General features: G+C 60.0%; 22 protein-coding genes and 1 tRNA gene. 10 read left to right on the top strand and 13 right to left on the bottom strand.

Features of this window, described 5'->3' with window-relative positions; translation table 11 throughout:
• The first annotated feature begins 43 nt into the window (after positions 1-43).
• The 6 genes from VGY55_22855 to VGY55_22880 all read left to right on the top strand — a co-directional run bounded on the left by VGY55_22855 (position 44) and on the right by VGY55_22880 (position 6,551).
• Positions 44-2,335, top strand: a complete 2,292-nt coding sequence (locus VGY55_22855) for a hypothetical protein (protein ID HEV2972826.1) — start codon at positions 44-46, stop codon at positions 2,333-2,335.
• Positions 2,302-3,306 carry a GDP-mannose 4,6-dehydratase gene (locus VGY55_22860; protein ID HEV2972827.1) on the top strand — a complete coding sequence of 335 codons (1,005 nt, stop codon included), beginning with the start codon at positions 2,302-2,304 and terminating at the stop codon, positions 3,304-3,306. Before VGY55_22855 ends, VGY55_22860 begins: the two co-directional genes overlap by 34 nt.
• Complete coding sequence (locus VGY55_22865) at positions 3,303-4,259, top strand: N(4)-(beta-N-acetylglucosaminyl)-L-asparaginase (GenBank protein HEV2972828.1); 957 nt, start codon at positions 3,303-3,305, stop codon at positions 4,257-4,259. Before VGY55_22860 ends, VGY55_22865 begins: the two co-directional genes overlap by 4 nt.
• Before the next feature lie 91 nt (positions 4,260-4,350).
• Positions 4,351-4,617 carry a UPF0175 family protein gene (locus tag VGY55_22870; GenBank protein HEV2972829.1) on the top strand — a complete coding sequence of 89 codons (267 nt, stop codon included), beginning with the start codon at positions 4,351-4,353 and terminating at the stop codon, positions 4,615-4,617.
• Positions 4,614-5,102: a DUF3368 domain-containing protein gene (locus tag VGY55_22875; protein HEV2972830.1), complete on the top strand. Its 489-nt coding sequence runs from the start codon at positions 4,614-4,616 to the stop codon at positions 5,100-5,102. The genes VGY55_22870 and VGY55_22875 overlap by 4 nt, the downstream gene beginning before the upstream one ends.
• A gap of 180 nt (positions 5,103-5,282) precedes the next feature.
• Positions 5,283-6,551: a hypothetical protein gene (locus VGY55_22880; protein ID HEV2972831.1), complete on the top strand. Its 1,269-nt coding sequence runs from the start codon at positions 5,283-5,285 to the stop codon at positions 6,549-6,551.
• A 73-nt stretch (positions 6,552-6,624) separates the two neighbouring features.
• Here VGY55_22880 and VGY55_22885 read toward each other — a convergent pair whose 3' ends face one another.
• From VGY55_22885 to VGY55_22895, 3 genes are all read right to left on the bottom strand, one after another.
• Positions 6,625-8,889 carry an autotransporter-associated beta strand repeat-containing protein gene (locus tag VGY55_22885; protein ID HEV2972832.1) on the bottom strand — a complete coding sequence of 755 codons (2,265 nt, stop codon included), beginning with the start codon at positions 8,887-8,889 and terminating at the stop codon, positions 6,625-6,627.
• Positions 8,890-9,299: 410 nt separating this feature from the next.
• Positions 9,300-10,019, bottom strand: coding sequence for a Bax inhibitor-1 family protein (locus VGY55_22890; protein ID HEV2972833.1), 720 nt, complete (start codon positions 10,017-10,019; stop codon positions 9,300-9,302).
• Between the two features lie 235 nt (positions 10,020-10,254).
• Positions 10,255-10,971 (bottom strand): hypothetical protein, encoded by a 717-nt coding sequence (locus tag VGY55_22895; protein HEV2972834.1) that lies wholly within the window; start codon positions 10,969-10,971, stop codon positions 10,255-10,257.
• 214 nt (positions 10,972-11,185) lie between these two features.
• Between VGY55_22895 and VGY55_22900 the strand changes: the two genes are divergently transcribed.
• The 4 genes from VGY55_22900 (at position 11,186) to VGY55_22915 (ending at position 15,069) form a co-directional block, all read left to right on the top strand.
• Positions 11,186-11,258, top strand: a tRNA-Lys gene (locus VGY55_22900).
• A gap of 313 nt (positions 11,259-11,571) precedes the next feature.
• On the top strand, positions 11,572-12,615 hold the full coding sequence (locus VGY55_22905; protein ID HEV2972835.1) for a PDZ domain-containing protein: 1,044 nt from the start codon (positions 11,572-11,574) through the stop codon (positions 12,613-12,615).
• Between the two features lie 305 nt (positions 12,616-12,920).
• Positions 12,921-14,093, top strand: coding sequence for a hypothetical protein (locus tag VGY55_22910; protein ID HEV2972836.1), 1,173 nt, complete (start codon positions 12,921-12,923; stop codon positions 14,091-14,093).
• A gap of 223 nt (positions 14,094-14,316) precedes the next feature.
• A complete protein-coding gene (locus tag VGY55_22915; protein ID HEV2972837.1) occupies positions 14,317-15,069 on the top strand; it encodes a hypothetical protein in 753 nt (250 codons plus the stop codon).
• Between the two features lie 50 nt (positions 15,070-15,119).
• Here VGY55_22915 and flgL read toward each other — a convergent pair whose 3' ends face one another.
• The 10 genes from flgL to VGY55_22965 form a co-directional block, all read right to left on the bottom strand.
• Entirely contained in the window at positions 15,120-17,429 is a 2,310-nt protein-coding gene (flgL, locus tag VGY55_22920) for a flagellar hook-associated protein FlgL (protein HEV2972838.1), read from the bottom strand.
• A 127-nt stretch (positions 17,430-17,556) separates the two neighbouring features.
• Entirely contained in the window at positions 17,557-19,254 is a 1,698-nt protein-coding gene (gene flgK, locus VGY55_22925) for a flagellar hook-associated protein FlgK (protein ID HEV2972839.1), read from the bottom strand.
• Between the two features lie 34 nt (positions 19,255-19,288).
• Entirely contained in the window at positions 19,289-19,783 is a 495-nt protein-coding gene (gene flgN, locus VGY55_22930; protein ID HEV2972840.1) for a flagellar export chaperone FlgN, read from the bottom strand.
• A gap of 114 nt (positions 19,784-19,897) precedes the next feature.
• Positions 19,898-20,293 (bottom strand): rod-binding protein, encoded by a 396-nt coding sequence (locus VGY55_22935; protein HEV2972841.1) that lies wholly within the window; start codon positions 20,291-20,293, stop codon positions 19,898-19,900.
• 99 nt (positions 20,294-20,392) lie between these two features.
• Complete coding sequence (locus VGY55_22940; protein ID HEV2972842.1) at positions 20,393-21,433, bottom strand: flagellar basal body P-ring protein FlgI; 1,041 nt, start codon at positions 21,431-21,433, stop codon at positions 20,393-20,395.
• 174 nt (positions 21,434-21,607) lie between these two features.
• Entirely contained in the window at positions 21,608-22,360 is a 753-nt protein-coding gene (locus VGY55_22945; GenBank protein ID HEV2972843.1) for a flagellar basal body L-ring protein FlgH, read from the bottom strand.
• A 2-nt stretch (positions 22,361-22,362) separates the two neighbouring features.
• Positions 22,363-23,418 carry a flagellar basal body P-ring formation chaperone FlgA gene (gene flgA / locus VGY55_22950; GenBank protein HEV2972844.1) on the bottom strand — a complete coding sequence of 352 codons (1,056 nt, stop codon included), beginning with the start codon at positions 23,416-23,418 and terminating at the stop codon, positions 22,363-22,365.
• A 50-nt stretch (positions 23,419-23,468) separates the two neighbouring features.
• Positions 23,469-24,275 carry a flagellar basal-body rod protein FlgG gene (gene flgG, locus VGY55_22955; protein HEV2972845.1) on the bottom strand — a complete coding sequence of 269 codons (807 nt, stop codon included), beginning with the start codon at positions 24,273-24,275 and terminating at the stop codon, positions 23,469-23,471.
• 105 nt (positions 24,276-24,380) lie between these two features.
• The gene (flgF, locus tag VGY55_22960) at positions 24,381-25,139 is read right to left on the bottom strand and encodes a flagellar basal-body rod protein FlgF (GenBank protein ID HEV2972846.1); all 759 of its coding nucleotides are present in this window, start codon (positions 25,137-25,139) and stop codon (positions 24,381-24,383) included.
• Between the two features lie 303 nt (positions 25,140-25,442).
• The gene (locus VGY55_22965; protein HEV2972847.1) at positions 25,443-26,345 is read right to left on the bottom strand and encodes a hypothetical protein; all 903 of its coding nucleotides are present in this window, start codon (positions 26,343-26,345) and stop codon (positions 25,443-25,445) included.
• Between the last annotated feature and the right edge of the window lie 124 nt (positions 26,346-26,469).

The following is a 26,469-nucleotide window of genomic DNA, read 5'->3' on the forward strand; positions in this document are numbered from 1 at the left end:
TAATGCTTCCCTCGAACTTCCGCATTCAGATCACCGCGGCGAAATGAACGGCTGGCACATCAATCCGGTCGGGGGCTACGCGCCGGTCGTCGGCGTCGCGGCTTTGTTCCTCGTGCTGCTGATGCTGGCGAGTTCCGACCTCCGCAAGCTGACTAGTCGCCGCAGGGCGACGCTCATCGCCCTGCGCGTGGCCATTTTTCTCGCCGTGATCGGCGGCATGTTGCGGCCGACGTATGTGTTCACCAAGATGAAGCGGCATCGCGCCACTTTGATCGTGCTGGTCGATCGCTCCCGGAGCATGTCGGTCGCGGATGAACTTAATGGCGCGACTCGCTGGCAACGGCTACGGGATGAAGTGAACAAAGCGCTCCCGGCATTTCGCGACCTGAATGACGACCTCGACGTGAAGTTCTACACTTTCGATTCCGAATTCGCTCCGCTCGATGTGATGGATCGCCAATTCGACCTAGGCGTCACGGCCGATGGCCCGCAAACGGCTATCGGCGCCGCGATGAACGATGCCCTCCGAAAGGAGACGGGGCACCGATTGGCCGGCATGGTGCTGCTCAGCGACGGGGGGCAAAACGCGCTCGAGCCCCGCGACGCCGCGCCGCAAACCCCCGCCCGCCAACTCGGCGATATGGGCGTTCCGCTGTTCACGATCACATTTGGGCAGGAAACCTCGCAGAACCAGCGCCGCGACGTGGCAGTTACAGCCCTCGATGTCAATCCGACCGTGTTCGTGAAGAACGAGCTGATTATCGGCGGAACCGTCCGAATCAGCGGTTATCAAGATAAAGACATTCCCGTTCAAGCCCTATACGAAGTCGAGCCCGGCAAGCCGCTGCAAGTGATCGGCACCAAGGTCGTGAGGGCCGCCAAGGACGGTGAAGAGTTGCCCGTCAAGTTCAGTTACATTCCGCAAACCGTCGGCGAGCACAAGCTGACGCTCCGCGTCGATCCGCAAGAGAAAGAGCAAGACACGACGAACAACGAGCAGAGCACGATCGTCAAGGTGTTCGAAGGGGGATTGAATGTGAAGTATATCGAAGGAGAGGCGCGGATCGAGCAGCGGTTTCTCCGTCGTTCGCTCAACGCCTCGCCCGACATCAAAGTGGATTTCGAATTCGTGGATCATCTTAACCGTAAGAAATGGCCCGCTGATTTCTCTGACGCTTTCAAGCACGGCCGCTATGACGTCTACATGCTTGGCGACATCGACTCCGCCGCGTTCCGGCCCGAAGACCTGAAAAGCCTGCGCGAAGCGGTCGAACGAGGCGCGGGTCTGATCATGCTCGGCGGTTTTCACAGCTTCTGGGCCGGCGGTTATCAGAACACGGAACTGCGTGAAGTCCTGCCGGTCGAAGCCGGCGATCTCGACAGATTCGATCGCCAAAACTTCGACGAGCCGATCCGCGAAAAGCTGCACATCGCGCCGACTGACCGAGAGCACGGCCTGAAAATGGTCCCGAGCCGACAGTTTGGCGACGTTTCGATCATGCAGCTCGACATTCCGGAAAAGAATCGCGAAGCGTGGCTGAAGCTTCCCGGTTTGGATGGCGCGAACTTATTTCGCGCGCTCAAACCGACGGCCAGGCCGCTGGCAGTGACGTCTCCCGGCGGACAGCCGCTGTTGGTCGCCGCGGAGGCGGGAGCGGGCCGAGTGTTGGCGTTTGCCGGCGATTCCACCTGGCATTGGTATATGGAGGGCTTCGAGAAGGAGCACAAGAAGTTCTGGCGGCAAGTGATCTTTTGGCTGGCGAAGAAAGATGAGGCCGAGAAGACCGGCGTCTGGATCAAGCTGGCGCAGCGACAATTCACCCCGCGGCGGCCGGTGGAATTCACCGTCGGCGCGACTTCGCCGCAAGGCGAGCCCATTCGCGATGCGACCTTGGAGGCCAGCGCCGTCCTGCCCGACGGCACAACTCGCCCGCTCCATCTGGCCCGCCTGGGCGACCAGATGACTGGCAGCTTCAAGGAAACCCAGTTGCCTGGCGACTACACGATCCTGCTTACGGCAACCCGCGGCGGTGCAAAGCTGGGCGAGGCCAAAGGCCGGTTCATCGTCTACGATCAAGACCTCGAAATGGAAAACCCCGCTCCGCGACCGAGCTTGATGAGAAGCCTTGCCGCGTTCACGAAAGCCGCCGGCGGCGCCACCTGGGCGCCGGAAGAACTCACCGACCTCTGCGCCTGGTTCAAGAAGCAGACCAAAGATCTGGAAGTTCCGACCGAGATCAAGGAAACGCCTTGGGATAAGCCGTATTACTTCCTATTCGTGGTAGCGCTTTTGAGCGTCGAATGGTATCTTCGCAAGAAATGGGGGCTGGTCTAACGATGAAGCGCGCCCTAATCACTGGAATCACCGGCCAGGACGGCTCTTATCTTGCCGAATTACTGCTCGACGAAGGGTACGAGGTGCATGGCCTGGTGCGGCGGGTGGCGCTCGAGGATCCGGCGCATCGGTTATCTCGGCTCACGCACATCCTCGACCGCATTCATCTGCATTCCGCCAGCCTCGAGAGCTTTGCCAGCCTCTACACGACCGTCTCGCAGATTCAACCCGACGAGTTATATCATCTGGCCGCCCAGAGCTTCGTTTCGTATTCGTTCGAGGATGCGTTCTCGACGTTTCGGGCGAATATCGACGGCACGCATTTCATTCTGGAATCGGTCCGCCAGTGCGCGCCGCGGTGCAAAGTCTATTGCGCCGCTTCGAGCGAGATGTTCGGCAACCCGATGGAGTCACCGCAATCCGAGCGGACGCCGTTTTTCCCTCGCTCGCCCTACGGCATTTCCAAGGTGACCGGCTTTCATCTGGCCCGCAACTATCGCGAGGCCTATGGAATGTTCGTCAACTCGGGGATTCTCTTCAATCATGAGTCGCCGCGGCGAGGGTTCGAATTCGTCACCCGCAAGGTGACCTCCCATGTCGCGCGGATCAAGCTTGGGCTGGCCAAGGAGCTTCCGCTGGGGAACCTCGAAGCCCGCCGCGACTGGGGATACGCCAAGGATTTCGTGCGAGCCATTTATCGGATGCTCCAGCGAGAGCAGCCGGGCGACTACGTGATCGCCACGGGGCAAACTCATTCGGTCCGCGACCTATGCAAGCTGGCGTTTGAATGCGTCGGGATCGACTATCGAGATTACGTCGTTTCGCGACCGGAGTTTTATCGGCCCGCCGAGGTGAACGATCTGCAAGGCGATGCGAGCAAGGCCCGAGCCGAATTGGGCTGGTCGCCGATTTGCGATTTCCGGCAGTTGGTGGAGATGATGGTAAAGCACGATATGGAAATCACGCGATGAAGGTCATCGCATCTCATAATGGCCTTCGCGCCGCCGTGCGGGCATATGAATTGCTGGCCGCCGGCAGCACGCCGCTCGATGCCTGTGTGGCCGCGGCGACACTTGTCGAAGACGACCCGGAAGAAATGTCGGTTGGATATGGCGGGCTGCCGAACGAAGATGGCGTCGTTGAACTCGATGCGGCCGTGATGGATGGTGCGACCCATCGCGGCGCCGGTGTGGCGGCCCTGCGCGGCATTCGCCATCCGACGCAAGTCGCGCGGCTCTTGATGCGCCAAACCGACCGCGCATTGTTGGTCGGTGAAGGCGCGCTGCGGTTCGCGCTGGCCAATAGCTTCGTCGAGGAAAACCTGCTGACGGATAAAGCTCGCCGGATGTGGCTGCATTGGCGACGAACGCGCCCGAATTCGGGCGACTGGCTGCCGCCGCGCCCGGACGAAATCGAGCTTGATGTGCAGACCTGGTTCGACAAACATTTCTACGGCCCCGGCGGCACGGTCCATTTCGCGGCGATCGACCCGCGCGGCGACATGGCCTGCGCCACGAGCACCAGCGGCCATGCGTTCAAGCTCGCGGGTCGAGTCGGCGATTCGCCGATTCTCGGCGCGGGGCTGTACGTCGATAATGCGATCGGCTCGTGCGGAAGCATCGGCTGGGGTGAGGCGAATCTGCAAAACCTGTCGAGCTTCGCCGCCGTTGAACTAATGCGTAGCGGAGTGCCCCCGCACGAGGCCGGGCTCGAAATCCTCCGCCGCGTCGCCGCCCACACGCCATCGCATCGCCGCGACGCCGACGGGCGGCCCAACTTTAACGTCCAACTCTATCTTCTCACCCCCGACGGCCGCCACGCCGGCGCAGCGATGTGGGGACCAAAGCAAATCGCCGTCGCCGACGAGCAGGGTGCTCGGCTCGAACCGTGCGCGGCGCTTTATGAGCGCGCCGCCAGCGATTGACGATTTGAGCGCCAGTAAATCCGGAAATCGGGTCTGTCTTGACGGAATGGTTCTGGGCTAAGTAGGCTTAAATGGGTGCGGAGGCATTTTGATGAAGGTCATGATCGACATTCCCGATGCGGTGCAACAATCGTTGGAACTGCAATTCGGCGGCGATCTAGCTCATGCCGCGAAGGAAGCATTGGCGATCGCTTGGTATCAGGCTGAGAGATTAAGCATCGGTCAGGTTGCGGAGGTGCTTGGAATCTCCGTATACGAGGCCGACGGACTGATGAAAGCGAGTCACGTCGAAGCTCCCTATTCGCTGGAAGACTACGAACACGATCGAGAAACCCTTGATCGCCTCCTCAACTCGTGATCGTTCTGTCCGACACATCTCCCATCAATTATCTGGTTTTGATCGGGCAGGTTGATATTCTTCCAGTTCTTTTTGGCGAAGTCGTGATTCCAACGGCTGTGCCAACCGAACGTCAACGTCAGGGCGCCCCCGATCCCGTCCGTCGTTGGATCGACCGGCTTCCTGCTTGGCCTGTTGTTCGGTCTCCCATCGCGGTCGATCCGCAACTTCGGCTTGGAAGGGGAGAGGCCGAAGCGATCAGCTTGGCCGCTGAGTTGCACGCCACCTTGCTACTGATGGACGACCGCCGTGGCCGTCGAATGGCTGAGGCGCTCGGTTTGTCGGTTGCCGGCACAATCAATGTGCTGGAAGCGGCTGCAAAGCGGCACTTACTCGATCTGCCGACAGCGATCGCTCAACTGCGCCAAACCAATTTCCATATCTCGGATCGAATTCTCGCCCGAGCGCTCGCGGCCGATGCTGAACGACGGCGGGCTGGGCATTGAGCCGCTCGATTCTACGTTTTTCCGTACGAAATCTCGTTCGCCGCTCGTTACAAATGCTTTACCCAGCGGCGGCTGATTCGGAAGTAGAATCCAAACGTCGAATGCAGCGGCATTCGATGCGGGATTCCCACGATCCCGCATTCGCCGGCACATCAAGCGTTCTTTGCAAAGGAGATTCCCATGCGACGGGTCGCGATCATCGCCATTCTGGCATCGTCAGGTCTCGCAGTTTGGTCTTTCGAGCGCTCGGCCAGCGGCTGCGGCGATCCGAAGGAATTGCTCCAAAGTATGGCGACAAACGCCGTCTCCGATGACCCGACGGTTGCGGAGCCGGCGATTCGGCTGTTGCGAACGCAAGGCCCCGCCGGTTTGCAAGCGTTGCTGACAACGCATGCCGAGATGATTACGAAGCACACCGCGATGCAGGGCCTCGTGATCGCATCCTCGGCCGCGAAGCATGATCCTGACCCCGACGAACTCGCCTGGCAACGCTTGCGGACAGCCCTCGATCAGGTGAGCGGTCAGCGCGATTGCCACGCCTCGCGCCTGTTCTGGTACACCGACTTCGACGAAGCGAAGGCCGCTGCCAAGCGCGAAGGGAAGCCGCTTCTTTCGCTCCGCTTGCTCGGCAAGCTCACCGACGAATACAGTTGCGCCAACAGCCGCTTCTTCCGCACGACGCTTTACGCCAATGCCGAAATCAGCGAGGCGCTCCGCGATCGCTTCATACTGCATTGGAAATCTGTGCGGCCGGTTCCGAAGGTGACGATCGATTTCGGCGACGGTCGGAAGCTCGAGCGGACGCTCACCGGCAACAGCATCCATTACGTGCTCGATTCCGACGGCCGGATCATCGATGCCCTGCCGGGACTGTATGGACCGAAGGCATTCCTACGTGAGTTAGAGCGGGCTGAAAAGACGGCGAAGCAGGCGGCCGGCATGTCGGCCGGCGAGCGAGAAAGCTTCTTAGCCAGTTATCATCGCGATCGTGCGGCGGCAATCGAGACGGCTTACCAGCAGGATCTCAAGACGCTGGGTGTCGCTCAGGCCACCACCGACGACATTTGGAACCGCATCGCCCAATTGCACGCTGGCGACTCCCAGTTGGACGCCGCCAGCCTGGCCTTGATCCGCAGCCAGCATCCGGCTGCCGCCAAAGCCGCGCGTTTGGCGATTTCCAAGATGGTGGTCGAGGACCCGCTGGTGCGGATGGTCCGTAATTTCCAGGGTTCAATCGGAGTCGATACCGCGCGAAACGAGTACCTGTTCCATCGACAAATCCATCAATGGCTGGCCGCCGGGACAACGGCGGAGATCGACGCTTTCAACGATCGCGTCTACGCCGAATTGTTCCTCACCCCGCGCTCCGATCCATGGCTCGGTCTGATGCCGGCCGACACGTACACGGCGCTTGAGAACAATGGCGTAAAGCAGGCGACGAACGACTGATCGGCTGCCATCAGTGGCCAGAACCTGACTCCGCACGTTCCGCCGCATTTGATGCTCGCAATGGGCGAGACCATTAATTCGCTCTGCTGCCCATCCGCCGTCTCCGTTGATGCAATCGCCCGCCGAGCGCAATGCCGCCAATTGCGAGAAGAATCAGGCTGGACGGCTCCGGGACGGCCGCGAATTGGCTGTTGTGATTCACCACCGCCCAGACCATGTGATGGGCCACGTCGACGCCGTAGCTGCCGAGAAAGTTTCCGACATTGGAATCGGTGATTGAGTTTGCAGAAGCAAAAGCATCCCAAGAGCTTTGGACATTCTGAAACACATCGCCATGCAGCCCGCTCCCGAAATTTCCAGCCGTCGCGTCCTCCCAGAGCCCAAACGGCTGATTCTGGCTCGTATCAAGCCAGCCGAGCAGAAGCAATCCCTCGGCCGCCAGCGTGCTCTCATCTCCGGCCAGCGCGCCTGGAATGTACGTCATCTGCAAGGCAAACGGATCGGTCTGCACATGAGTCCCCGAGATCGGCGACATATGGGTCAGATTCAACACATCACTCGCAACGCTTGATCTATCGCCAATGTTAACCGCGCGCCACTGCATCTCGACGCTGCCAAAGCCCGAACTGCTCCGACCGGCGCGCAGATCAGCGCTCGTACCCATCGCAGGCCCAATGGCGGTTGACCCGATACCTGCGTACGACCCGCGAAGCCCCACACCGCAGATCAACGCCGCGGTTGAGAAATCGGTGCCCGCCGAAATGAAGGTGGTGGCTGAGCCATTTTTGGCAAGAGTGCATTCGAGTGTCCCGCGCTCGACGGTTGTCGTTGCGGCGTACGCTCCCGCAATCGATTCGCTCGCTGGACCCGTCTTGACCAGAGCGATCGTGCCCGCACCTGTCGAATTACTGCCGATAATTCCGCTATAAGAGGCAGTTCCGGGCTCTTCGGTGTCGATTGTCAAGGTGGCCAAAGTGCCAGGTTTGTTGTTCACGACTGTGATCGAACTCAAGTCACTGGTCATATCTCCAACACCGACCGAGACGCCGTTCAAGTCAAGAATTCCGCTGTTCCTGATATAGAGTGTTCCTGTTCGGCTGCCTAGAGTTCCAGCCCCATCGAGCTTTACGGTGCCGCCATCGATGGTCGTCCAGCCGCTATACGAATTCGCGCCGCTTAAGGTCATGACTCCACTTCCGAGCTTTTTTAACCCGCCAAACCCGCTCAACGCGCCGCTGTAGGTTGTGCTGGCGCCGTTGCCGCCTACGTCGAGAGTAATACCGACAGTGGTGCCGAAGCCGCCGTCAACATTGAGCGAGATATCACCGGTGCCCGCCAGCGCTCCGATCGTCACATCGCTGCTGGGAATTTGGTTGAATGCGAGCCCGTCTTCGCTATTGCAAACGACGGTGCTGCTGAAAAGCGGAGACGCGCTAGTGGTCAGGAGCAGCGTGCCTCCAAGGATAGTTGTCTGGCCCGTGTATGTGTTGGGTGCGCTGAGCGTCAGCGTTCCGGTGCCGACCTTGGTCAGCGAGCCGGCACCGCTCAGCGTTCCACCATACGAAGTATCGGCGTTGTTATTGCCAACGCGTAGATTGATCGCCGATCCAAGTTTGTCGGTCAGTGACAAGTTGTATGCGCCCGACAACCCACCCAGCGTAAAGGTGCCGATGGAGCCGCCGAAGATTAGAGTGTTGCTGTTGACTTGGGAGAGCGTGCTGTTCTGCAAAGCAAGTCCATTACTAAGCTGAAGAAAGCCTCCCTCGACATACGTTGGTCCTGAAAGCGTGTTGGCTCCGGTGAGCGTCAAAGTGCCAGTACCGCTCGTCGTGAAGAATCCCTCGGAGCCGGCGAGGATCGCACTGATTGTTGCGGTTTGGTTTTTGACTTGAATTAGCGGGCCGCCTGACGAGGATGCCAGCGTGAGAGTGTTCAGCGGATTCCCGTTATTGTCGAGCGTCCAATTATTTGACGGAGTTGTGTCGCCAAACCTCAAAAAACCTACCGCTCGTGGAGTGTCAAGGTGGACTGTGTTGTCGACCGTAATGTTGAGAGTGCTAAAGTCCGCTGTGGCGTCTGTCCCGTCGGCGATGATTCCGCCCGACCAATTCCCAGGTTTTGACCAGAGCCCGCCCGACGTCGTGTCGGTCCAAGTGCCACTCGTGCCGGCGACGCCGCTCGTCGCGGTGAAGCCGAGAAGAAGAGCGATCAAGAAGGCGCAGTGGCTGCGTCGCGCGGCGAGACGGAACCGCCGGGGCGAATAGAGGCGCGGCGAAACAAAACGCCGCTGGCAATCTTCGGGGGTCGTGCGGCGGATTGGAATCTTGATTGGAATCATTAACGACTGTTGCGGGAATTGGTGTCCGGTGACTCACGACGGTCAATATCCGGTCGTCAGGCAAAAGGCGACGTCCGATCCCCAAAATAGTCATGCTCAACGGCGAATGCAAGCGCGGGCACCACACCGGCACTGTTTTGAGCGGAGTCTCGCGCTGATGCCGGCACGTGCGACGAATGATCGGCAACTCATCGACCCGGCCCACCGACTTCGGGACAGCCAACAAAAACAATCCCGTGAATCCCGTCGAGATTTTTCTGACAGGATTTTGAGGATTTGTGCGCGAAAAGACGAGCCGGAGAGACTCGCGTCTCACCGGCTCTTCTGATGGCATTCGGATCGGTTTGGAATCGCCCTCACTCCATTTCGACAAGCTCATGGCAGGCCGGCGATGGAGCAAGGCGGAACGGCTAGCGGCGGTTCAATTGCATCAAGAGCCGCAGCACGTAGTAGAAGAGCAATGCCACAGAGGCGAACAGGGCGAGCGAGGCTGCTACGTGTTGGCCGATCCGATAATGGTGCATTACGTTCGACGTGTCGTACAGGATGTATCCGCAGGCGAAGGCGATCATCGCCACGCTGAACGGAATCCCCAGCGCGTGATTGCTGAACACGGCCCAAGCTACAAGCACCAGCGATGCCAGGCCCATCAGCATCAGGATCGTGCGCAGGTACGAGAAGTCGTGGCCGGTGACGAACACGATCATCGTCAGTCCGCCGAACATCACGGCCGTGATCATCCCGGCCTGCGGAATCACGCCCGGATAGAAGCGATCGGCAATGAGCAAGATCGGCAAGAAGACGATCGATTCGGCGACGACGTAGAGCCCGAGCCCGGCGTATTGCTTTGAGACTGAAGTGGCAGACTGGGCCCAGCTCGACGCCAAGTAACTGATGCCGATGAACAGGGCCATGACGATCAGCCAGCTATAACGCTGGGCGAGCATCAAATCGACTATTTGCGCGCCGATCGGTAGATTGAGCAAGATTGCTTCGATGCCGATAAAGGCGAGCACGGCTCCGCCGAGGTGCAGATAGGTCTTGCGGATGAAGTCGGTGCGCTCATCGACCGCCGCGTTGGCCGCGATCGTGCCCCAAGATGACTGGTACGGGTTCTCGGAATAACTCATGGCCTTGGGCCTCCCAATAATTTGATCGTTGCTGACGGTCTTACAATATCATACCTCAAACTGGCTGCCAAGAAGGGCTTGTGAGCACCTAACAAATCCGGCTGGGAGAAGGGGACAGTCCCGGTTTTGCTGCCGACCGTTGCGGCGATGGTGCCCGCTCCGCAAAAAGGGGACAGTCCCCGCCGGATTCGTTAGGCGCTCTGAATAGCGACAGCGGGTGCCCCGTCCCGCATTTTCATCGGCGACTCAAGCGGAATTGGAGCAAGTCCCAAAGTAGCAGCGCGACCGAGGCGAGCAGGGCCAGCGAGGCTGCCGTATATTGCCAGAGGTGAAACTCGTACATGACTCTCGACGTTGTGTACAGCATGTAAGCGCCGGCCAGGCCGATGATCGCCACGACGACGGGAATTGCGAGCGGATGACTCGTCGAAGCGCCCCAGGCGATAATCAAGAGCCCAGCCAGCCCGCCGAACAACTGGAGAAGTCGCCGTAGGATGAAACTCTGGGCCGTCACGAGCACGATCGACGTCAGCCCGCCGAACATCACGGCCGCGATCATTCCAATCTGCGGAAGCACGCGATCCGGACCGATCCGCTCGACGACCAGCAGCAACGGCATAAAAACGACGGCCTGCGCGACGATGTAAAATGCCAGCCCGGCGTATTGCATCGGGACCGTCTTGGCCGATTCCGCCCAATAGTCTCCGAAATGGCCAACCGCGACGAACAGCACGATCACGACAAGCCAACAATAAGGGGCGGCGAGCATCAGGTCCGCCAACGACGGCCCGAACGGAACTTGCAACAGGATCGCCTCAACGCCAATCAAGGCAAACACGCCGCCGCAGATGTGCAGGTAGCACTTACGAACGAAGCCGGCCCGCTCGTCGGCCGTCGCATAGGCCGCCGAAATTGCCCCAGCCAATGGATCCGGATTCTCGGAAAAGCTCATGCGGTCGATTCGCGAACTTGGTTCAATGTTATTGCATCATAACATGAGTGTGCCTGACAAGTCTGGCGGGGGAGAGGGGGACAGTCCCCGGCGGATTTGTAAGGCGGTCTTCGAAACGGGTTTCGCGGCAACCGCCGCCCGCATAGAATCAGGAGTTCGCCGTCCGGAGATTCGGCACGAGGGTTCTGCCCGTTCTCATCCAAAAAGGCGGCGAGAGGCTGTAGCTCAGTCGGTAGAGCAACGGACTTTTAATCCGTAGGTCTTGGGTTCGAGTCCCAACAGCCTCAATGCCCTAGGAATCACTCCTGGCCGCTTTTTGCTCAGCACCACCGACCTTGCGCATCCCTTGATCGGTCGTGTTGCCGAGAATCTTATCCAGGCCAATCGAAATCATTTTCCTACCGCGGATTCCAGTAACCCACTGGAGTCCTTCGTCTTAGACTTGACTGCGGGCGAGCCGAATCAGGCACGGAACGCGGTGCAGCAAGTTATGGAACGCGATATGCGGCGCCGTGATTGGCGGCAAAGCAGGTAGCCATTGCGTATTTACCGAGCTACCTCTCGCTTGATGCCGTAAGAACGAGAAGAAGGAGAACCATCATGAGAGAGTTTCTATCCGTCGGTCGAGCGTTGATTGTGGCAGCGGTTGGTATGGCTCTACTCCTGGGGCGCGTGAGCGCCGCCGATCCGCCGGCAAATCCGCCCAAGGACGTCCCGCCAAAGGGCGCCGCGCCAAAAGATGTCGCGCCCAAGAACGCGGCTCCCAAGGAGGCTAATCCGCAACCCAGCAACAAGGATTCAAAGGACGCCGCACCGCGCGAGCCCGCGAAGAACCCGCGCGATGTGACTCCGGCCCCGCGGGAGACCAACCCGGCGCTTCGTGAAAAAGCGCAGAATCCTAAGGACACGGCTCCGCGCGAGACGACGCCAGCCCCGCGCGAGACGAGCCCTACTTCTCGCGATCGCGAAGCGATACCCGCTCCGGGCAGCACCGATCGGCGCAACGCCGACCAACGATCGACCGCTCGAGACGTGCACCGGCAAGCTCACCGATCCGATCGTGATTTGGGGATCACATTCGGTCGCGTCACCGAGCGCGGGCTGGCCGTTTCCGATTTGGCGAAGACCAGTATGCTTTTTAAAGCAGGCCTGCGCCCTGGAGATTTCATCATTTCAGTGAACGGCCATCGACTTGCGCGGCCGGATGATTTCGATCAGTTTGTTTATGGCATGAACAACGATGAGCGAATCACGGTGGTCGTCTGGCGAGACGGGCGCGAGGAGGTCGTTTACCTGGAACCAAGCATTTTCTACGTCGATGAGGTGTATGACGACGATTTCGCCTACTTCGGCGTGGTGTTCGACGACCGCTATCCCGATCGGCTGATTGTCCGCCGTGTCTATCCCGACACGCCGGCATTTCTGGCGGGGTTGCGGGAAGGAGACGTGATCACCACCTGGCACGGAGAGCGGATCACCAATCTGGCCGACTTCGGGCGAATCCTGCACCGCATCGAGCCGGGAACCGTGGACTTTGAATATATGCGCGAATCCAAGCCGATGCGGGCCGACGCCAAATTGGGCCGCCGCGAGGGGGTGAGCAGCGCGACCCGCCCCGAGCCGCCGGCTCGTGCACCGCGCTAGTAGAGCATCAATGCTGAATTGACGGGTACCATGGCCACTGCCCTGAGTGGCCATGCCTCGTTACGTCTCATACCCACGCCGAGCCGTGGGCATGGGTGCCCAAGAGGGGACGCTGCATCGCGTCCCCTCTCCATAAGACCGGCCGAGCAAGGGCCGAAGCCGGCGATCTCTCGCGTCTCTCGCGACCAATTCGTGCAATCCGTCCCGGCGACCGTTATAATGGTCTTGGGATCAGGGCAATTCAAGATTCATGGCTCACTCGCCATTCTTTTCGCCGGATTTCTGGCATCAAGAGGAGGAGTCACGTGAGACTCGCGACGCGTTCTTTGCTCATTGGCTTGCTGCTGACCTGGCTGGTCGTGCCCGCGAGGCTGGCTTCCGCTGACGACAAAAAGCCCGACAACCAAAAGCCCGTCGACCAGATCGCAACCGAAACGAACCGCGCGGATCCTGCGAAGCCCGCCGCGAAGCCGAGCCCGGCGACGGCTGATGCGTCGAGGCTGGGCGGCGATGCGCCGCTCGACGCCGCCGATCCCGAGTCGCTCCGCATGCATTTGATGGATGGCTCGGTGATCACCGGCCGGCTGTCGCTCAAAGACCTGTCGATCGAAACGAAGTTTGGGATGCTTAACGTTCCCGTGGCGAAGATTCTCAGCTTCACCCCCGGGCTCGCCAGCCATCCGACGCTGGCCAAGCAAATCGCCGGCTGGATCGAAGACCTCGGCTCGGGCACGTTTAACGATCGCGAGGCCGCCCAGCAGGCGCTCATGAAATTGGGACCCCCGGTGCGGGCGGAACTCGAACGCCGCCGCGACGATTCCGACGCCGAGCGCCGCACCCGAGTGCGAGCAATACTTAGCGAATTCGAGCAGGCGCAAGATGACGCCGACGATTCGCCGAACGACAAGCCAAACTCCGGCGCCGCCGCCTATATCCCAGACGACACGGTCGTGACCACGGAGTTTACAATCGTCGGCCGGATCGTGCCGCAATCGTTCGCGATCAGCAGCTTATACGGGCCACTGACAATCAAGCTGGCCGATGTTCGCCACATCGACCGCGATGTGGCAAAGAAAGAGGAGCTGCCGGTTAATTTCACCGTCAATAGCTCTCACATGGTGCACAACGGCACGCTGAACACGAACATTCGCCTCGAACGCGGCGACACGGTGACCGTGTCCGCCACGGGATCGATTGCCATGACTCCCTGGGGCGCTCAGGCGATGAGCACGCCCGACGGGGGAACTGCCGGGGCGAACTTCGGCATATTTGCAAGCCCCAAGGCGCAGATTCCGGTCGGAGCGTTGATCGGAAAGATCGGCAACGGCGAAGACTATTTCAAGATCGGCAGCCACCTCACATTCACGGCGGAAAAAACCGGTCAATTCCATTTGGCCATCGCGATGCGCCCAGAGCAGGCCGGCAGCGATTTTCCCGGCCAATACCGGGTGAAGGTTCACGTGCAGCGAAAGCAATAGTAAGCACGAAGTACGAAGTACGAACGGGAAACCCACTCCCCTTGGGAGAGGGCGGGGTGAGGGTTGAGCGTCCTTGGCAATTTCCCTCACCCCAGCCCTCTCCCATAGGGAGAGGGAGCGATGCGGCGGCGATTTGACCTGTTCTGAAATGCGACCTAGGCTTGCGAGGACGCTGTAATTGGCGTCCTCTTTCTTTTTTTTGATCGCACTTCGGGTGATTCGCATGATAACGCATTTGCTGGCCGTCGTGATTGCCGCGGGTTTGGCGGTTGGGAACTCCGATTCCCCATCGCCGCAGGAAGAGCAGCTTGAAAAGGCCGCTCGTGCCTATCGCATTCAGGTCTATGACACATTCCACCTCGACCGTGCCGAGTACGATCGGCGCCGGGCCGAATGGACGCGATTGGAGGCCGCTTGGCAAACCGCCGGCAAGCCGGATCGTGAATTGCCGGCGATCGTGAGTTGGTTAGCGACGGCGACGGCTCAATCGCAACCGGAGTCGATCGGTCCGCTGCCCGACGCGCCAATCGTCACCGCCGATCCCCAGACCCAGCCGAAGAACGCGAACGCGCGGCAGGTGGTCGTGCCCAAAAATAGTGACGACGCGCGGGCTGTCGGAGGATCTGAACCAAAACCAGAACAACCAACGAAGCCCAGCGCCGCGGAGAAAGCTCCTGTCGCGAATGTAGATCCCGCTACATCGGCGCCAATCGAACAACCAAGCTCGAACAACGCTGCAACGCCTGTCGGCGCGACCACCGCGGTCGAGCAACCCGCGCCGGATGAGAAGCCCGCGGAAAAGGAGACCGCCGCGCCCGAGTCGTCTGCCCCGACGCCGAGTCCGCCCACGACCGGCGACGGCGCCGATCAAGGGCGCCCCGCCACCACCGGTTGGCTGCATTCTCTCGGGGAAGAACTCGGGCAAGACCTGAACAGCCTGGGCGTGACGCTCGCCTGGAAGCGCGAGTCGAAATAAAGTGTACCCCTCACCTTCCGCGTGAGAGGTACACTATCGCAAATCGCCGCTCACAGGTAATTCAGCAGGGTCAGTTTCGAGATTTGGGCCGTCATCTGCAGCGTAGCGGTGAAGGAAGTCTGAAGCGCCGTCAGGTTCGTGATCGCGCTGGCCATATCGACATCGACCGTGTTCGACAGGCTCGATTGCAGGTTGTCCTGCTCCGTGGCCAAGGAAGTGCTCACCGTGTTTAGCGTTTGTTCTCGGGCACCGAGGTCGGCGCGTGTCAAATCGAGTTGACTCGACGCGCCGTCGAGCAGCCCGATCGCGCGATTGATCCCGTTCGTGTCGTTGTTTTCCAGCGCCGATTTGAGGCGGATCAGCGCGTTGAAGGCGCTATCCGTTTCCTGCGGGTTGACGTCGGCGCCGGCGATCGTTGTTGTTCCGCCGGACGCGGTCGCCGGATTGCTTTGCGTTTGACCGGCGGGGACTAATCCAAGGTCTTGGGCCGCGGTGCTGCCATTCTGCTCGATCACGGCCAATGGGGAAACCGTCGAAGGGTCGGTCGTGGTGAGGACGATGCCGTTGCCTGTCGATGCAAGCTGGGCAGTGACTTTGTTGGCCGCGACCTGATTGTTCGGGTCGTTGTTAATCAGGTTGATGACGTCTTGAATCGTCTTGGCGGAGCCAACCGTGACCTTGAGTTGGTATCCATCCGGGCGCTGGACGATGAAATCCGTGCCGCTCGTCGCCGTATGGATGCCGATGCCGTAATTCAATTGCGTCAATAATGTCGAACCGTTGAACGTGCGCACGCCGAGCTGGGCGGCCGTCGAGCCGCCGTTCTCGCCGATCGAAAAATCGGACCCCGAAAGCCGCGAGCGAATGTTAATGCCATTGCCCGACGAATTGATCTCCGCCGACAGCGAAGCGGGCGAGCCGTTGAGCGTGTTGAGCAAATCCTCGACGGTGTGATCGCCGCTGGTGTCGATCGTATAGGTCTGGCCGCCGTTGGCGATTTGCAGGCCTGAGCCGCTGTCGAAGTTCACTCCGCTGCCGCCGGCGGTCGTGGCGGTTGGGGTTGTGTCGAGCGTGCCGCTGCCATCGTTTTTGAGTTCGGCCGGGTCCAGAGCGGCTGTGAAGTCGGCCGAAAACGCGGCGTTGTTGTTGAGGGCATGCACCACGTCCTTAGCGGTGCTCAGGCCGCTGGCGATGTCGATCGTGATCGTTTTTCCGACCGCATCGTAGTTCACCTTTTCGGAGCCGACGGTGACCGTGTGATCGTCGATCAGGTGAACGGCAAAGCCGTTGTAGGCAGCGCCGTGGTTGTTAGCTTGGATGACGATGTCTTTATCGCTGCCGGATGAAATCAGGTTGGCCTGGGCTTGCGAACCGAGGATGTCCGATAGCGACGTGGTGAGTGTGAGCTGGGGATTGAGCGGCTTGCCAACGACCGCCGTGCCGACGTTGTTCGGGCTCAAGATGCCAAGTTGTGCGGCGGTGGTCGTGTTGCCGACTTCCGTGATCGTTAGATTGCCCCCGCCGGCGGCGTCGAGCGAGACATTCAGCCCGGTGGATGTGATATCGACGCGGAGCGTTCTTCCGAGCGGCGGATGCGACTCGATCAGATTGGCCACGTCGCCGAGCGTGACCGCGTTGCTCAGATCGACGACGCTGGAATGTGCGCCGTCGGAGATCGTGATGCTCCCCTTATTTACGCCTTGGCCGCCATCGAGATCGGAGAGCCTGGTGTCGGCCGTGACGTTGGGCGTGAGATTGGCGGCGCCGCTCACTCCGGTCGAGAGCGCGCCAAACGCATCCGCGCCGCTCACGTTGGTTTGGAAGAGTTGGCTGATGTCGGACAAGCTGGTGAGTTGCTCGGCATTGCCGACATATTTGACATACGAACCGTCGGTTTGAAACGGCGACGTTCCGGCCTGCGAACCGGCGAACAGATAGCGGCCGTTGAAGCTCTGATTGCCGATGTCGGTCAATTGCTGGATGGCGCTGGCGACCACTTGGGCCGCGGTTTGGCGCTGGGAGCTGTCGGCCACTGTGCCGGCTACGGAAAGGGCCGTCGAGCGAGCGTTGGACAACAGGTTCGCCACATTTCCCAGCGCGGTGTCGGTTTCCGTCAAATACGATTGGTTGGTATCGAGATTGTTCTTGATTTGGGTCTTCTGTTGAATCAACCGGTTCAAATTAATGGCTTGGGCCGCCGCCGTCGGATCATCGCTCGGCAGGGTCAGCCGCTGTCCCGTGGACACCTGGCTCTCGAGCTGCTGCAAGCCGATCTCATCGGCCTGCAACTGCGCGTTGAGCCGCTGGGTGGTCAGCAGATCGCTGACTCGCGTGGCAGGAATGGGAGCGATGGCGGTCATGAGTTTTTAGAATGCCTAACAAATCCGGCTGGGAGAAGGGGACAGTCCCCGTTTTGCTCCGCCGACCATCGCGGCGATGGTGCCCGCGCAAACGCGGGACAGTCCCCGCCGGATTTGTCAGGCATCCTTATAGCTGGACTAAATCGTTCAACAATTGGCTGAGCGTCGCTATGTATTTCGCCGAAGCCTGAAAGTTGCGCTGATATTGCAGCATGTTCACCGTTTCTTCGTCGATGTTGACGCCGCTGATGGATTGCTGTTGGCCCTCGAGCGAGGCGGCGAACGTCGCGGCGCTATCGCTGACGCTCTTGGCGACGCTCGATCCCTGGGTGACGCTCGAAGCGATCTGATCGTACAGGTTCGACATCGTCGCGCCGTTTTGCGAGGCCAGCGGCAAGTCCTGGAATTGGGCGAGTTGCTGCGCCACATTCGTATCGACCCCCACGCCGCCGCTGCTCGCAGCGAAGGTCGACGGGTCTTGGACGACGGCGCTGTTCACCGCGATTCCCCGCGCATCGGATCCCGTGAAAAACGTGTTGATTCCCAGTGCCGCCAACGTCCCGCTTGTGTCTCCGGCGAAGGCCACCTGTTGGTCGGCCGAAGTGGTGCTGATCGTGAGTTTGCCTTCGGGCGTCGTTGCCGCGGACAGTCCGCTGATCGAGTTCAATTGTGATGCGAGATTGGAGAGCGAGGTATCGCCGGCGAGGCCGTTTTCGGTAACCTGCACGTTGGTCGTCTGCGTCAGCCCGGTGGCCTTGTTATAGACCAGCACTTGAAACGTGCCGCTCGACGGCGAGTTTTTGAGCCCCGTGGCATCGAGCGCCGTGTTCACATCGTCCACCGGCGTGGTGCTCGTCACTTGGCTATAGCCGTTCAATCCTTGACCGGTTGAATAGATCTTGTTGAACTCATGAGCCAACGTGCCGGCGAATGAATCGAGCTGATCGAGGAACCCGCCGAGGATCTGATCGCGAGAGTTGATCAGCCCTCCCACTTCGCCGGAATTGATGGCTAGCTTCGAATCGGTCGCGGCCAGACGAATGTTCGCGGCCGACAGCCCGCGATCCGAGGTCGTATCAACTTTGACCTGCCGGACCTGTCCCTCGGAAATGAGATAGTCGCCGCCGCTGTAGACATTCACCGTTCCGTCGGGCTGGACCGTCGTCGTGATGTTGATCAGCTTCGACAAGTCGGAAAGCGCTTGGTCGCGCTGGTCGCGGAGACCGACCGCCTGGCTCGAAGTGGTATTGCCCCCTTCGGCGTCGGCGATTTGAACGTTGAGCTTGCCCACTTGGTTGAGCAGGCTATTGATGTTGCCGGCGTCTTGAATCACTTGGTCGTTCAAGTGCGAGCGAAGTTGGCTGGCTTGCGACGCCAAGTTATTGAGAGTGCTGGCCACCGTCTGCCCCTTGAGCACCGCGAGATTGCGAGTGGGAACATCCTGCGGCGAATTGAGCACTTGCGCAATGCTCGAAGTGAAATCGGTCAGTGACGTGCCGAGATTCGAGCTGTTCAATTCACCGAACAGGCTCTCGAGCTGCTGGTAGGTTTGCGTGCTCAGGGCAGTGCTCGTTTGATCGCTGGCCGCGCCGCGAACGCGTTGGTTGAGGAACTGATCGACTTCCTGTTGAATCGCATGGATTTGAACGCCAGTGCCCAATAGCAATCCGCCGACTTGCTGCGAGGGACCAGCGGCGAGATCCACCACCTCGCGGCTGTAACCGGGGGTGCTGGCGTTGGAGATATTCTGGCCGGCGACCTGCAATCCAATTTGTTGGATTTGCAGAGTATTGCTGGCCATCTGAATGGAGCTGAACAGCGACATCGCGCTCGATCCCGGTGGAAATTGGCCAGAATGGCTAGGCCGCCCGGTCTACCAGGAATCCGCCGGACCTGGCGGAATCGTCCTTTTCATATGTCGGCTGTAGTCGGCCGCCAGTAGCGATAATCTCCAGCACTTGAGAAAGATGAATCAGCGTCCGCTGCACGAGTACCCAATTTGTCAGGCTGTGGTGCTGCAAGAGCCGCATACGAGCAGTCGCTTCGCGAAGCTTTGGGCTCAAGTTTTTGCGCTGGGACAGCGGCAGCGCCGCCGCCAGGCTCTTCAAATCGTTCGCTGGCAATCCTTCGGCCGCCGCCTGTGCTAGCAACTCGAGGCGTCGCTCCTGGCAGGCTTGCAGCCGGCCGATTAGTTCTTCTTCCCGGCTGCGCAGGGCTTCCATCGCTAGCGTGTCGGAGGTGAGCAGTCGATGACGCTTATCGGAGAGCACGCTGAGCAATTCGGTTTGAATATCCGATAGCTCGGCCAATAGGCCGGCCAGTTCTGACTCCCAGGCGATTATCTGCGTTGGCATGAAATGCTCGAAGTGGAAAGGTTCGGGGTTCGGGACTCGAGACTGGGGAGGCGGGGTTCCGGGGAAATCGCGGCTTAGGGCCGCGCGCTACGAATCCCGAATCCCGCGTTGTTATCAGCGATTGCCGGCTTGCATCTGCGCATTGAACAGTTCGAACATCTGGCCGGTGAATTGGCTAGCGTTGGCTTGCGACATTTTCTCGGAGAGCACCTGATCCAATTGCCCTTGGAAGGCTTCTTCCGCCCGGCCGCCGTTGAAATAGGCCGTCTTGCCGACGGTCTTGTGCATTTCGTGCAGCAGTTGGCCGTAGAACGATTGGCCGACGAAGGCGTCGAACTTTTCGCGCACCTGGCTCTGATCGGCCAATTGCGCGCCGGTGCCGGGCGCGCCGGTCGGCGGCTGCATCGAGAGATACTGATTGGCCAATCGTTGCGTTGCCGCCAGCGAGTGATTGGCATGTGACTCCGCCAAGCTGGCCGCGCTCATCGACGAGATGCTTCCAATGCTCATGAAATGTTCCGATGGATTGGCCTCGAAGCGCGCTCCCCTTCGCTGCGCTTCGGGTCGCGGCTAAACGGTCCGATGCTGTGCTTCGTGCTTCGTTGGCGACTATTCTATAATCAATTGCCCATGGAGTTTGCCGTCGCGATCGAGACCTTTGACGATGTCGATCACGTCTTCCGGCGGGACCTTGAGCGTGTTGAGCGTATCGACGAGCGCCTTGAGTTTCGGTGTTGGCGTTGAACTGGTCTCAATCGGCACGAACCGACTGGCCGGCGGGGCCGTCGATTGGCCGGGCCCGGCAATCTCGATCACCATGTTTTTGTGCGTAATCACGACCGCGCCGATTTCGACGTCGCCGCCGAACACGACCGTTCCCGACCGCTGATTGATCACGACTCGCGCTTCGGTTTGCGGCTCGAGCATCGGGAGGCTCAAGACCTGCGAGACGAACGAGACCGGCTTGTCCTTGTATTGCGGCGGGATTTGCACGACGACGTTTTCTTGGTTCACCGCCTGAGCCAGTTCGCCGGAATGCGACTGAAAGCCGAGTTGGCCGTTGATCAACTCCGCCACATCCTCGGCCACCTGAAACTCGGCATGATTGCGGTCGAGCACGATCGTAATCTTGCCGTCCTTGACGAACGGATTGAAAAAATCCTCTTCCAGCCGGCAGCCTTTGAACACTTTACCGGTCGTCGGCGACTTCGGATCGTCGAGATGAATCGATCCCTGGGCGAAAGCATAGACGCGTTCGCTTTCGATCTGCGGGCCTTGTAGGGCGGTGATGAAGAGTTGCCCGCCGGCCAGGCTCTTCGCGCCGCCGATTGAGCTGACTGTGCAATCGATCGTATCTCCCTGTCGCGCGCCGGCAGGCGGCACCGTGGCCGTCACGATCACCAGGCCGACGTTCTTTACGTCTTCCTTGAGTTCGAGCGGCCCGCGTTTCCCCGTCGGGGTGCCCATCAACTGGATCGCTCGGGCGAGGCTGCGCACGGTCGGCAGCGAATTGGCGTTGTCGCCGGTCCCCTTCAGGCCGACGACGATCCCTAAACCTTGGAGCGTGTTCTCCTCTTGCCCCTTGACGTGACAAATGTTCTTTAGCAGCGTGCGAGCGTTGGCTTGCTTGCCGGTAAATAGCAGCGCCATTGTCGCGAGCAACGCGAAAAACAACGGCGACGAGGGAAAGTCGAGGCAGCGACGATCGCTCGCCGGGCGCCTTTGACCACCATAGTGCATCGCACGTCGCTCAATCATTTTTTCACCTAAAGTCCTGACTTCCGCTTGCGCGTCCTCTAGTCCCTAGCCCGGAGTCCCTAGTCCCTAAAAAATCGAGAGTCGATCATAAAGCCGCGTGAGCCAGCCGCGGCGGTAGCCGTCGCGTACGTTGCCCACTTCCTTCTTCTCGATCATCAACTCGGCGATGTTCTGGCTAAGGACCGAATTATTCGGAAGCACGTCTTCGCGACGAATCACGCCGGAGAGCGACGCCACCCAGATGTCTTCATTGACTTGAATCTTGTGGTGAGCTTCGATGATCAGGTTGCCGTTCGGCCGAATGTCGACGATCTCGGCGGATATTTTGAACGTCAGAGCGTCCTTGGTTTGCAATTCGGCGTCGGCCTGATATTGGCTGTCGAGCGTGCCGTTGGCCTCGGGCTGGCCATTGCTCATCGGCGACGGCTTGATCGACCAGCCGTCGAGATGAATCCAGTTCTTCAACTGGGCGTCGTATTTCCCGGTTTTTCGGCGGTCGAGTTGTCCCGAGCTGGTCACGGCGGATTTCTCGTCGACGTAGATCGTGATCAAGTCGTGCAGCCGCACCTGCGCCGGCGGGTCCGACTTTTGAAACAGCCAGGAACTCGACGACAGCCGCAATGCGTCTTGGTCGTTCGCCGGCAGATCGTGATGAAACAAGCTCGAATTCTGCCCCGGCGCTCGCGCGGCGCAGAAAATCGCCGCCGCCACGATGACCAGCTTGATCGCCAAGCTAACAACCAGCCACACGCGCAACCCGCGGCGCAGGGCGGCGCTCGTTTGCGATTTCGTTCGGCCGATTGAAATGATCGAGTTCAAGGTTATTCGCTCCGCGTGGTTTTATTCTCGCGATCGGCCGTGAACGCCGCGGGCGAAGTCGTCGCCGCGCCGCCGAACACTTCGACTTCGTCCAGCCCGCAGACGCGCGCCAAAAAAGACTTCCGATCGAGCATGGATTCCACGTTGACCAACTCTCCATGCGCGCCGTTTTCATGCGCTCGGGCCGGCATTCGGACGACGATCCCCGCGTTGCGGCCGTATACGGTGACCACCTCGCCGCTATGCACCAGCACCTGCGGGCGAACATAATTGGCGTCGAGCGTTTGGCCTGGCGCGATGGCTTTCACTGCTTCCTTGCCGACCACTTCCTCTGCCGTTTGAAAGGCGCCCGTGACCGATGTGTTCGAGGAAAGCCGCTGAAGTTCAATATCGCTGGCTCGCACGATCTCGCCGCGCGGCACGGCGTGGGTCGCCACAACGATCGTCGGCGGAAGCGCCACTTGGGCGATGACGCTGATCTGCCCCGTTCCATCGGTTGCGTTGACGGTCAGTTGAAACGGCTGCCGCCCGACCCACGGGCGCTGGCCGCCAACGGCCGTGAGGGGCTCCGGTGTGGCGGCGATGGCTTGCGTCTGCTCGTCATTGAGTTCGACGGTGACCTGCCATGCCTCGTCCGCCACTTTTTCCCGCAGATATCGAACGATTGCGTTGCTCGCCATTCGCTGGGCCTGCAAGATCAGCACCTTGTTCGGCCGCCGAGCGATGAGTTTGCTCGCCGCATCGTTCGTGCGAACGACGCTAACTTGGCCCGCGCCCGAAAACTGGTGTTGCGCGAGATTGATGCCGCGGAGATCGAGCAAATCTTGAACGTCGCGCAGCCGCACGAGCATCCGATTGCCGGCCGCCGGGGCGGGCATCAACTCGATGGCCGCCAATTTGCTCGCCTCTTGTGAATCGGCCGCATAGATTTCGGCCAGGTCGCCGAGCAGCAGCAAGCTCTTCGACGTGCGCACCTCGTCGCGGAGTTTGATCTCGGCCGCACGAATGGCGGTTGCAAATAGGGCGAGAAGACCAATGGCGATGGTCGCAGGTTTCATACGTTTAAGCATTGACAGAGATCTTTTGATTTGTTGAAAACGGTTCGCAACTATTGCCGGCGTAAATTGGCGATGTCTTGCAAGATCTGGTCGCCGGCGTTGATTGCTTGCGAGTTCAACTCGAACGACCGCTGAGTGGTTATCAAGTCGATCAACTGCTGCACCGGCTGTACGTTCGACGCTTCGAGCACATTTTGCTGCAGCGTTCCCATGCCGGTTGTTCCGGGAAGCGCTTGCTGGGCCGTGCCCGAGGCCTCAGTCGCTTGATATAGGTTATCGCCGAGTTTGAGCAGCCCTTGCGGATTGATGAACCGCGCAAGCTGGATCGTGCCGACCTGCTGCATCGCCGTGCTATTTGCTTGCTGCACCGACACTTGTCCTTGCGAGCTGATCGAGATTTGCGTCGTGTCCTGCGGAATGGTGATCGCCGGTTCCAGCAGCCGGCCGACGGTGGCCGAACCAAGGACCAATTGCCCGTTCGCGTTGACCGAGAAATTCCCGGCCCGCGTATAAACAGTGCTGCTCGTGACTGGATCGGTCACCTGGAAGAACCCATTGCCTTCGATCGCCACGTCGAGTTGGTTCCCCGTTTGCTGGAATGATCCCTGGCGATAGTCGGTCTGGGTGCTTTCGACCCGAGCACCAGTGCCGAAAGCGATCCCAGTCGGCGTCAGTTGTCCCGCGCTGTCCTGCAAGCCGGGCAAGACCTCGTTGCGGTAGAACAGGTCTTCGAAGTTCGCCCGATCCTGCTTGAAAGCCGTCGTATTGACGTTCGCCAGGTTATTGGCGATTACGTCCAACTTCGACTGGAGCGATTCCATGCCAGTCGCGGCGGTATATAGCGCTTGAATGCTCATGGTTATTTACGTGCGATGTACGAAGTACGAAATGCAAAGTACGAAGTACGGAAAATGTCAAATATCCGTGTTCATCTGTGGCTCATTGGCTTCGTCCGTGGCTCATCAACTCGGCGTCAGCAGCAGGCGCTCGGTTAGGGCGGAGGCCATCGCATCGTGGTTCTTGATCATGCTGATGTTCGCCTCGAATGCCCGCGAGGCCTCGATCAATTCCATCATCTCGGCGGTCGGCTTGACATCGGATTGTTCGAGCGTGCCGCCGAGAACGCTCCGCTGCTCGTCGGCGAGCGGCTGCGGCGGGGCGAGCGGCTTGAAGAGGTTTTCGCCTACCTTGGCTAAATCCCCCAGCGATCGCGGCTGCACCAGCGCAACGTTCTGCTGGTTTCCCTCTTGCACGATCCCGCCAGTGGACGTGAGCTGCCAATCGCCGGCGTCGGGATCGATTTCGATCGGTGCGCCGGAATCGCTTAGCACCGGATAGTTGTCTTGCGTAACGAGCCGGCCGGCCGAAGTCATCATGAAGTTGCCGGCCCGGGTCAGAAAGTCGCCGTCGGGCCGGCGAACCATGAAGAACCCGTCGCCGCCGACCGCCATGTCGGTCGGGTTGCCGGTCCGCTTCATGGTGCCCGGGCTGAAATCCGTCTTGGTCTCGCGCACCGTGACTCCGCCTCCCAAATCATTGACCGATCCGGAGCCGGGCGAATCGGTTCCGCGCTGAATCTCCTCGGAATAGCGGGCCTGAAAGATGGCCAGATCGCGCTTGAAGCCCGTAGTGTCGGCATTCGCTAAATTATTGGCGAGCGCCTCAAGGCGCTTGGTCTGCGCGTAGGCCCCCTCGGCGGAGATGTATAGCCCGTATGGCATGGCCGCGAGAGAAATCGCACGGTGCATGCCCCCCTGAAGTCCGCGGCCTGGAAGAGCAACCGGTGTGCCGAAGTAGGAATGCGGTCGCGGCATAGACCGCAACCAATCCGCAATCCGCCTATCCAGTTGGATTTAAGATCGAATCGATTCGCGACTGCGGCGATTGTCGGACAACGCACCAATCCGCCGCGAAACGCGAATCCTGCCGATCACGGCGCAGATTCGGCCGGTTGATCATCCGCGCATTGATTTGGCCCCGACCATTCCGTCCGCGGTCGCCGACGCCAATGCGACCGGCCCGCTTCAGCGGCCACTCCGCGATTTGGCTGGCGGCGTGGTCGTATCGCCCGCACCATTCCCAGGAGATCCTTTCGCGGTCGGCGCTCGGCCGTCGGGCCCTGGCGCGAAGAGGCCGATGCCATTGGCGGGCACCGGTTTCTTATTGCGCTCGCCGGTCGTGGGGGGCTGGATTGTGCCCGCGACCAGTTCGGGAATGTCCTGCAGCTTGGCGTCGCCGATTTTGCACTTGTCCCAGGCGTCCTCCGAAGCGCGCCAGCCGAGAACCACATCGCAGCCTTTCGCATCGTAGACCCATAGTTCGAAGATGCCGGGCATGACTTCGTCCGCCAGATTGCTATTGCGCTCAACCTCGAAGGATTGTGGGGCTTTGAAATGAATCCGCTTCCAATTTCGAGTCTGCCCTTCAGGCCCATCGGGAGTCTTCGCCGCCACGTCAGTCCAATCGGATTCGGGAGGCCCCAGGATCGCTGCTAACGTGTTTCGCACGATTTCCAGTCCGTCCTTCGGCCGCGGCGCGTCGTGCATCCAGATATATAGATAATACGGCGTCTTCACTTGAGAAATGTCGAGATAGGTCCCTTCGAATGATTCGCGAAAGCCGACTCCGTTCAGTAGAAATGGTGGAAGCACGCGGGCGCGGCTGACATGCTTGCTGGCGTCGACCGTGTCGGCCGAGTGGAGCGTGAAGGCATGCGTCAACGTGTCCGGCAAGCGGAAATTGACCGGCATGTCTTCCGTCAAGCGATTGAGCGGAGCGAAGGCCGACTCGCGTTGCAATTCGACCAGCCGGGCATCAAACCTCTCCGCGTAAACTCCCGTGCCGCAGCCAGTGGAAAGCGCCATGAGCAGGGAACCGCAGATGCCCAGGGCTTGAACGGTTCGCGCGCTGCCAAATTCGGAATTCATATTCATCTCGGGTCGTCAAAATGATCTCTCAGCCAATACTGCGATTGTCCGCAGCGAAGCTCGAATCTGTCAAGGATTGCCGAGCGAACAGGCTTCGTCCCCGCAGACAGGGCGCTCACGGTTG

This window comes from Pirellulales bacterium (assembly GCA_035939775.1).
Taxonomy (GTDB): domain Bacteria; phylum Planctomycetota; class Planctomycetia; order Pirellulales; family DATAWG01; genus DASZFO01.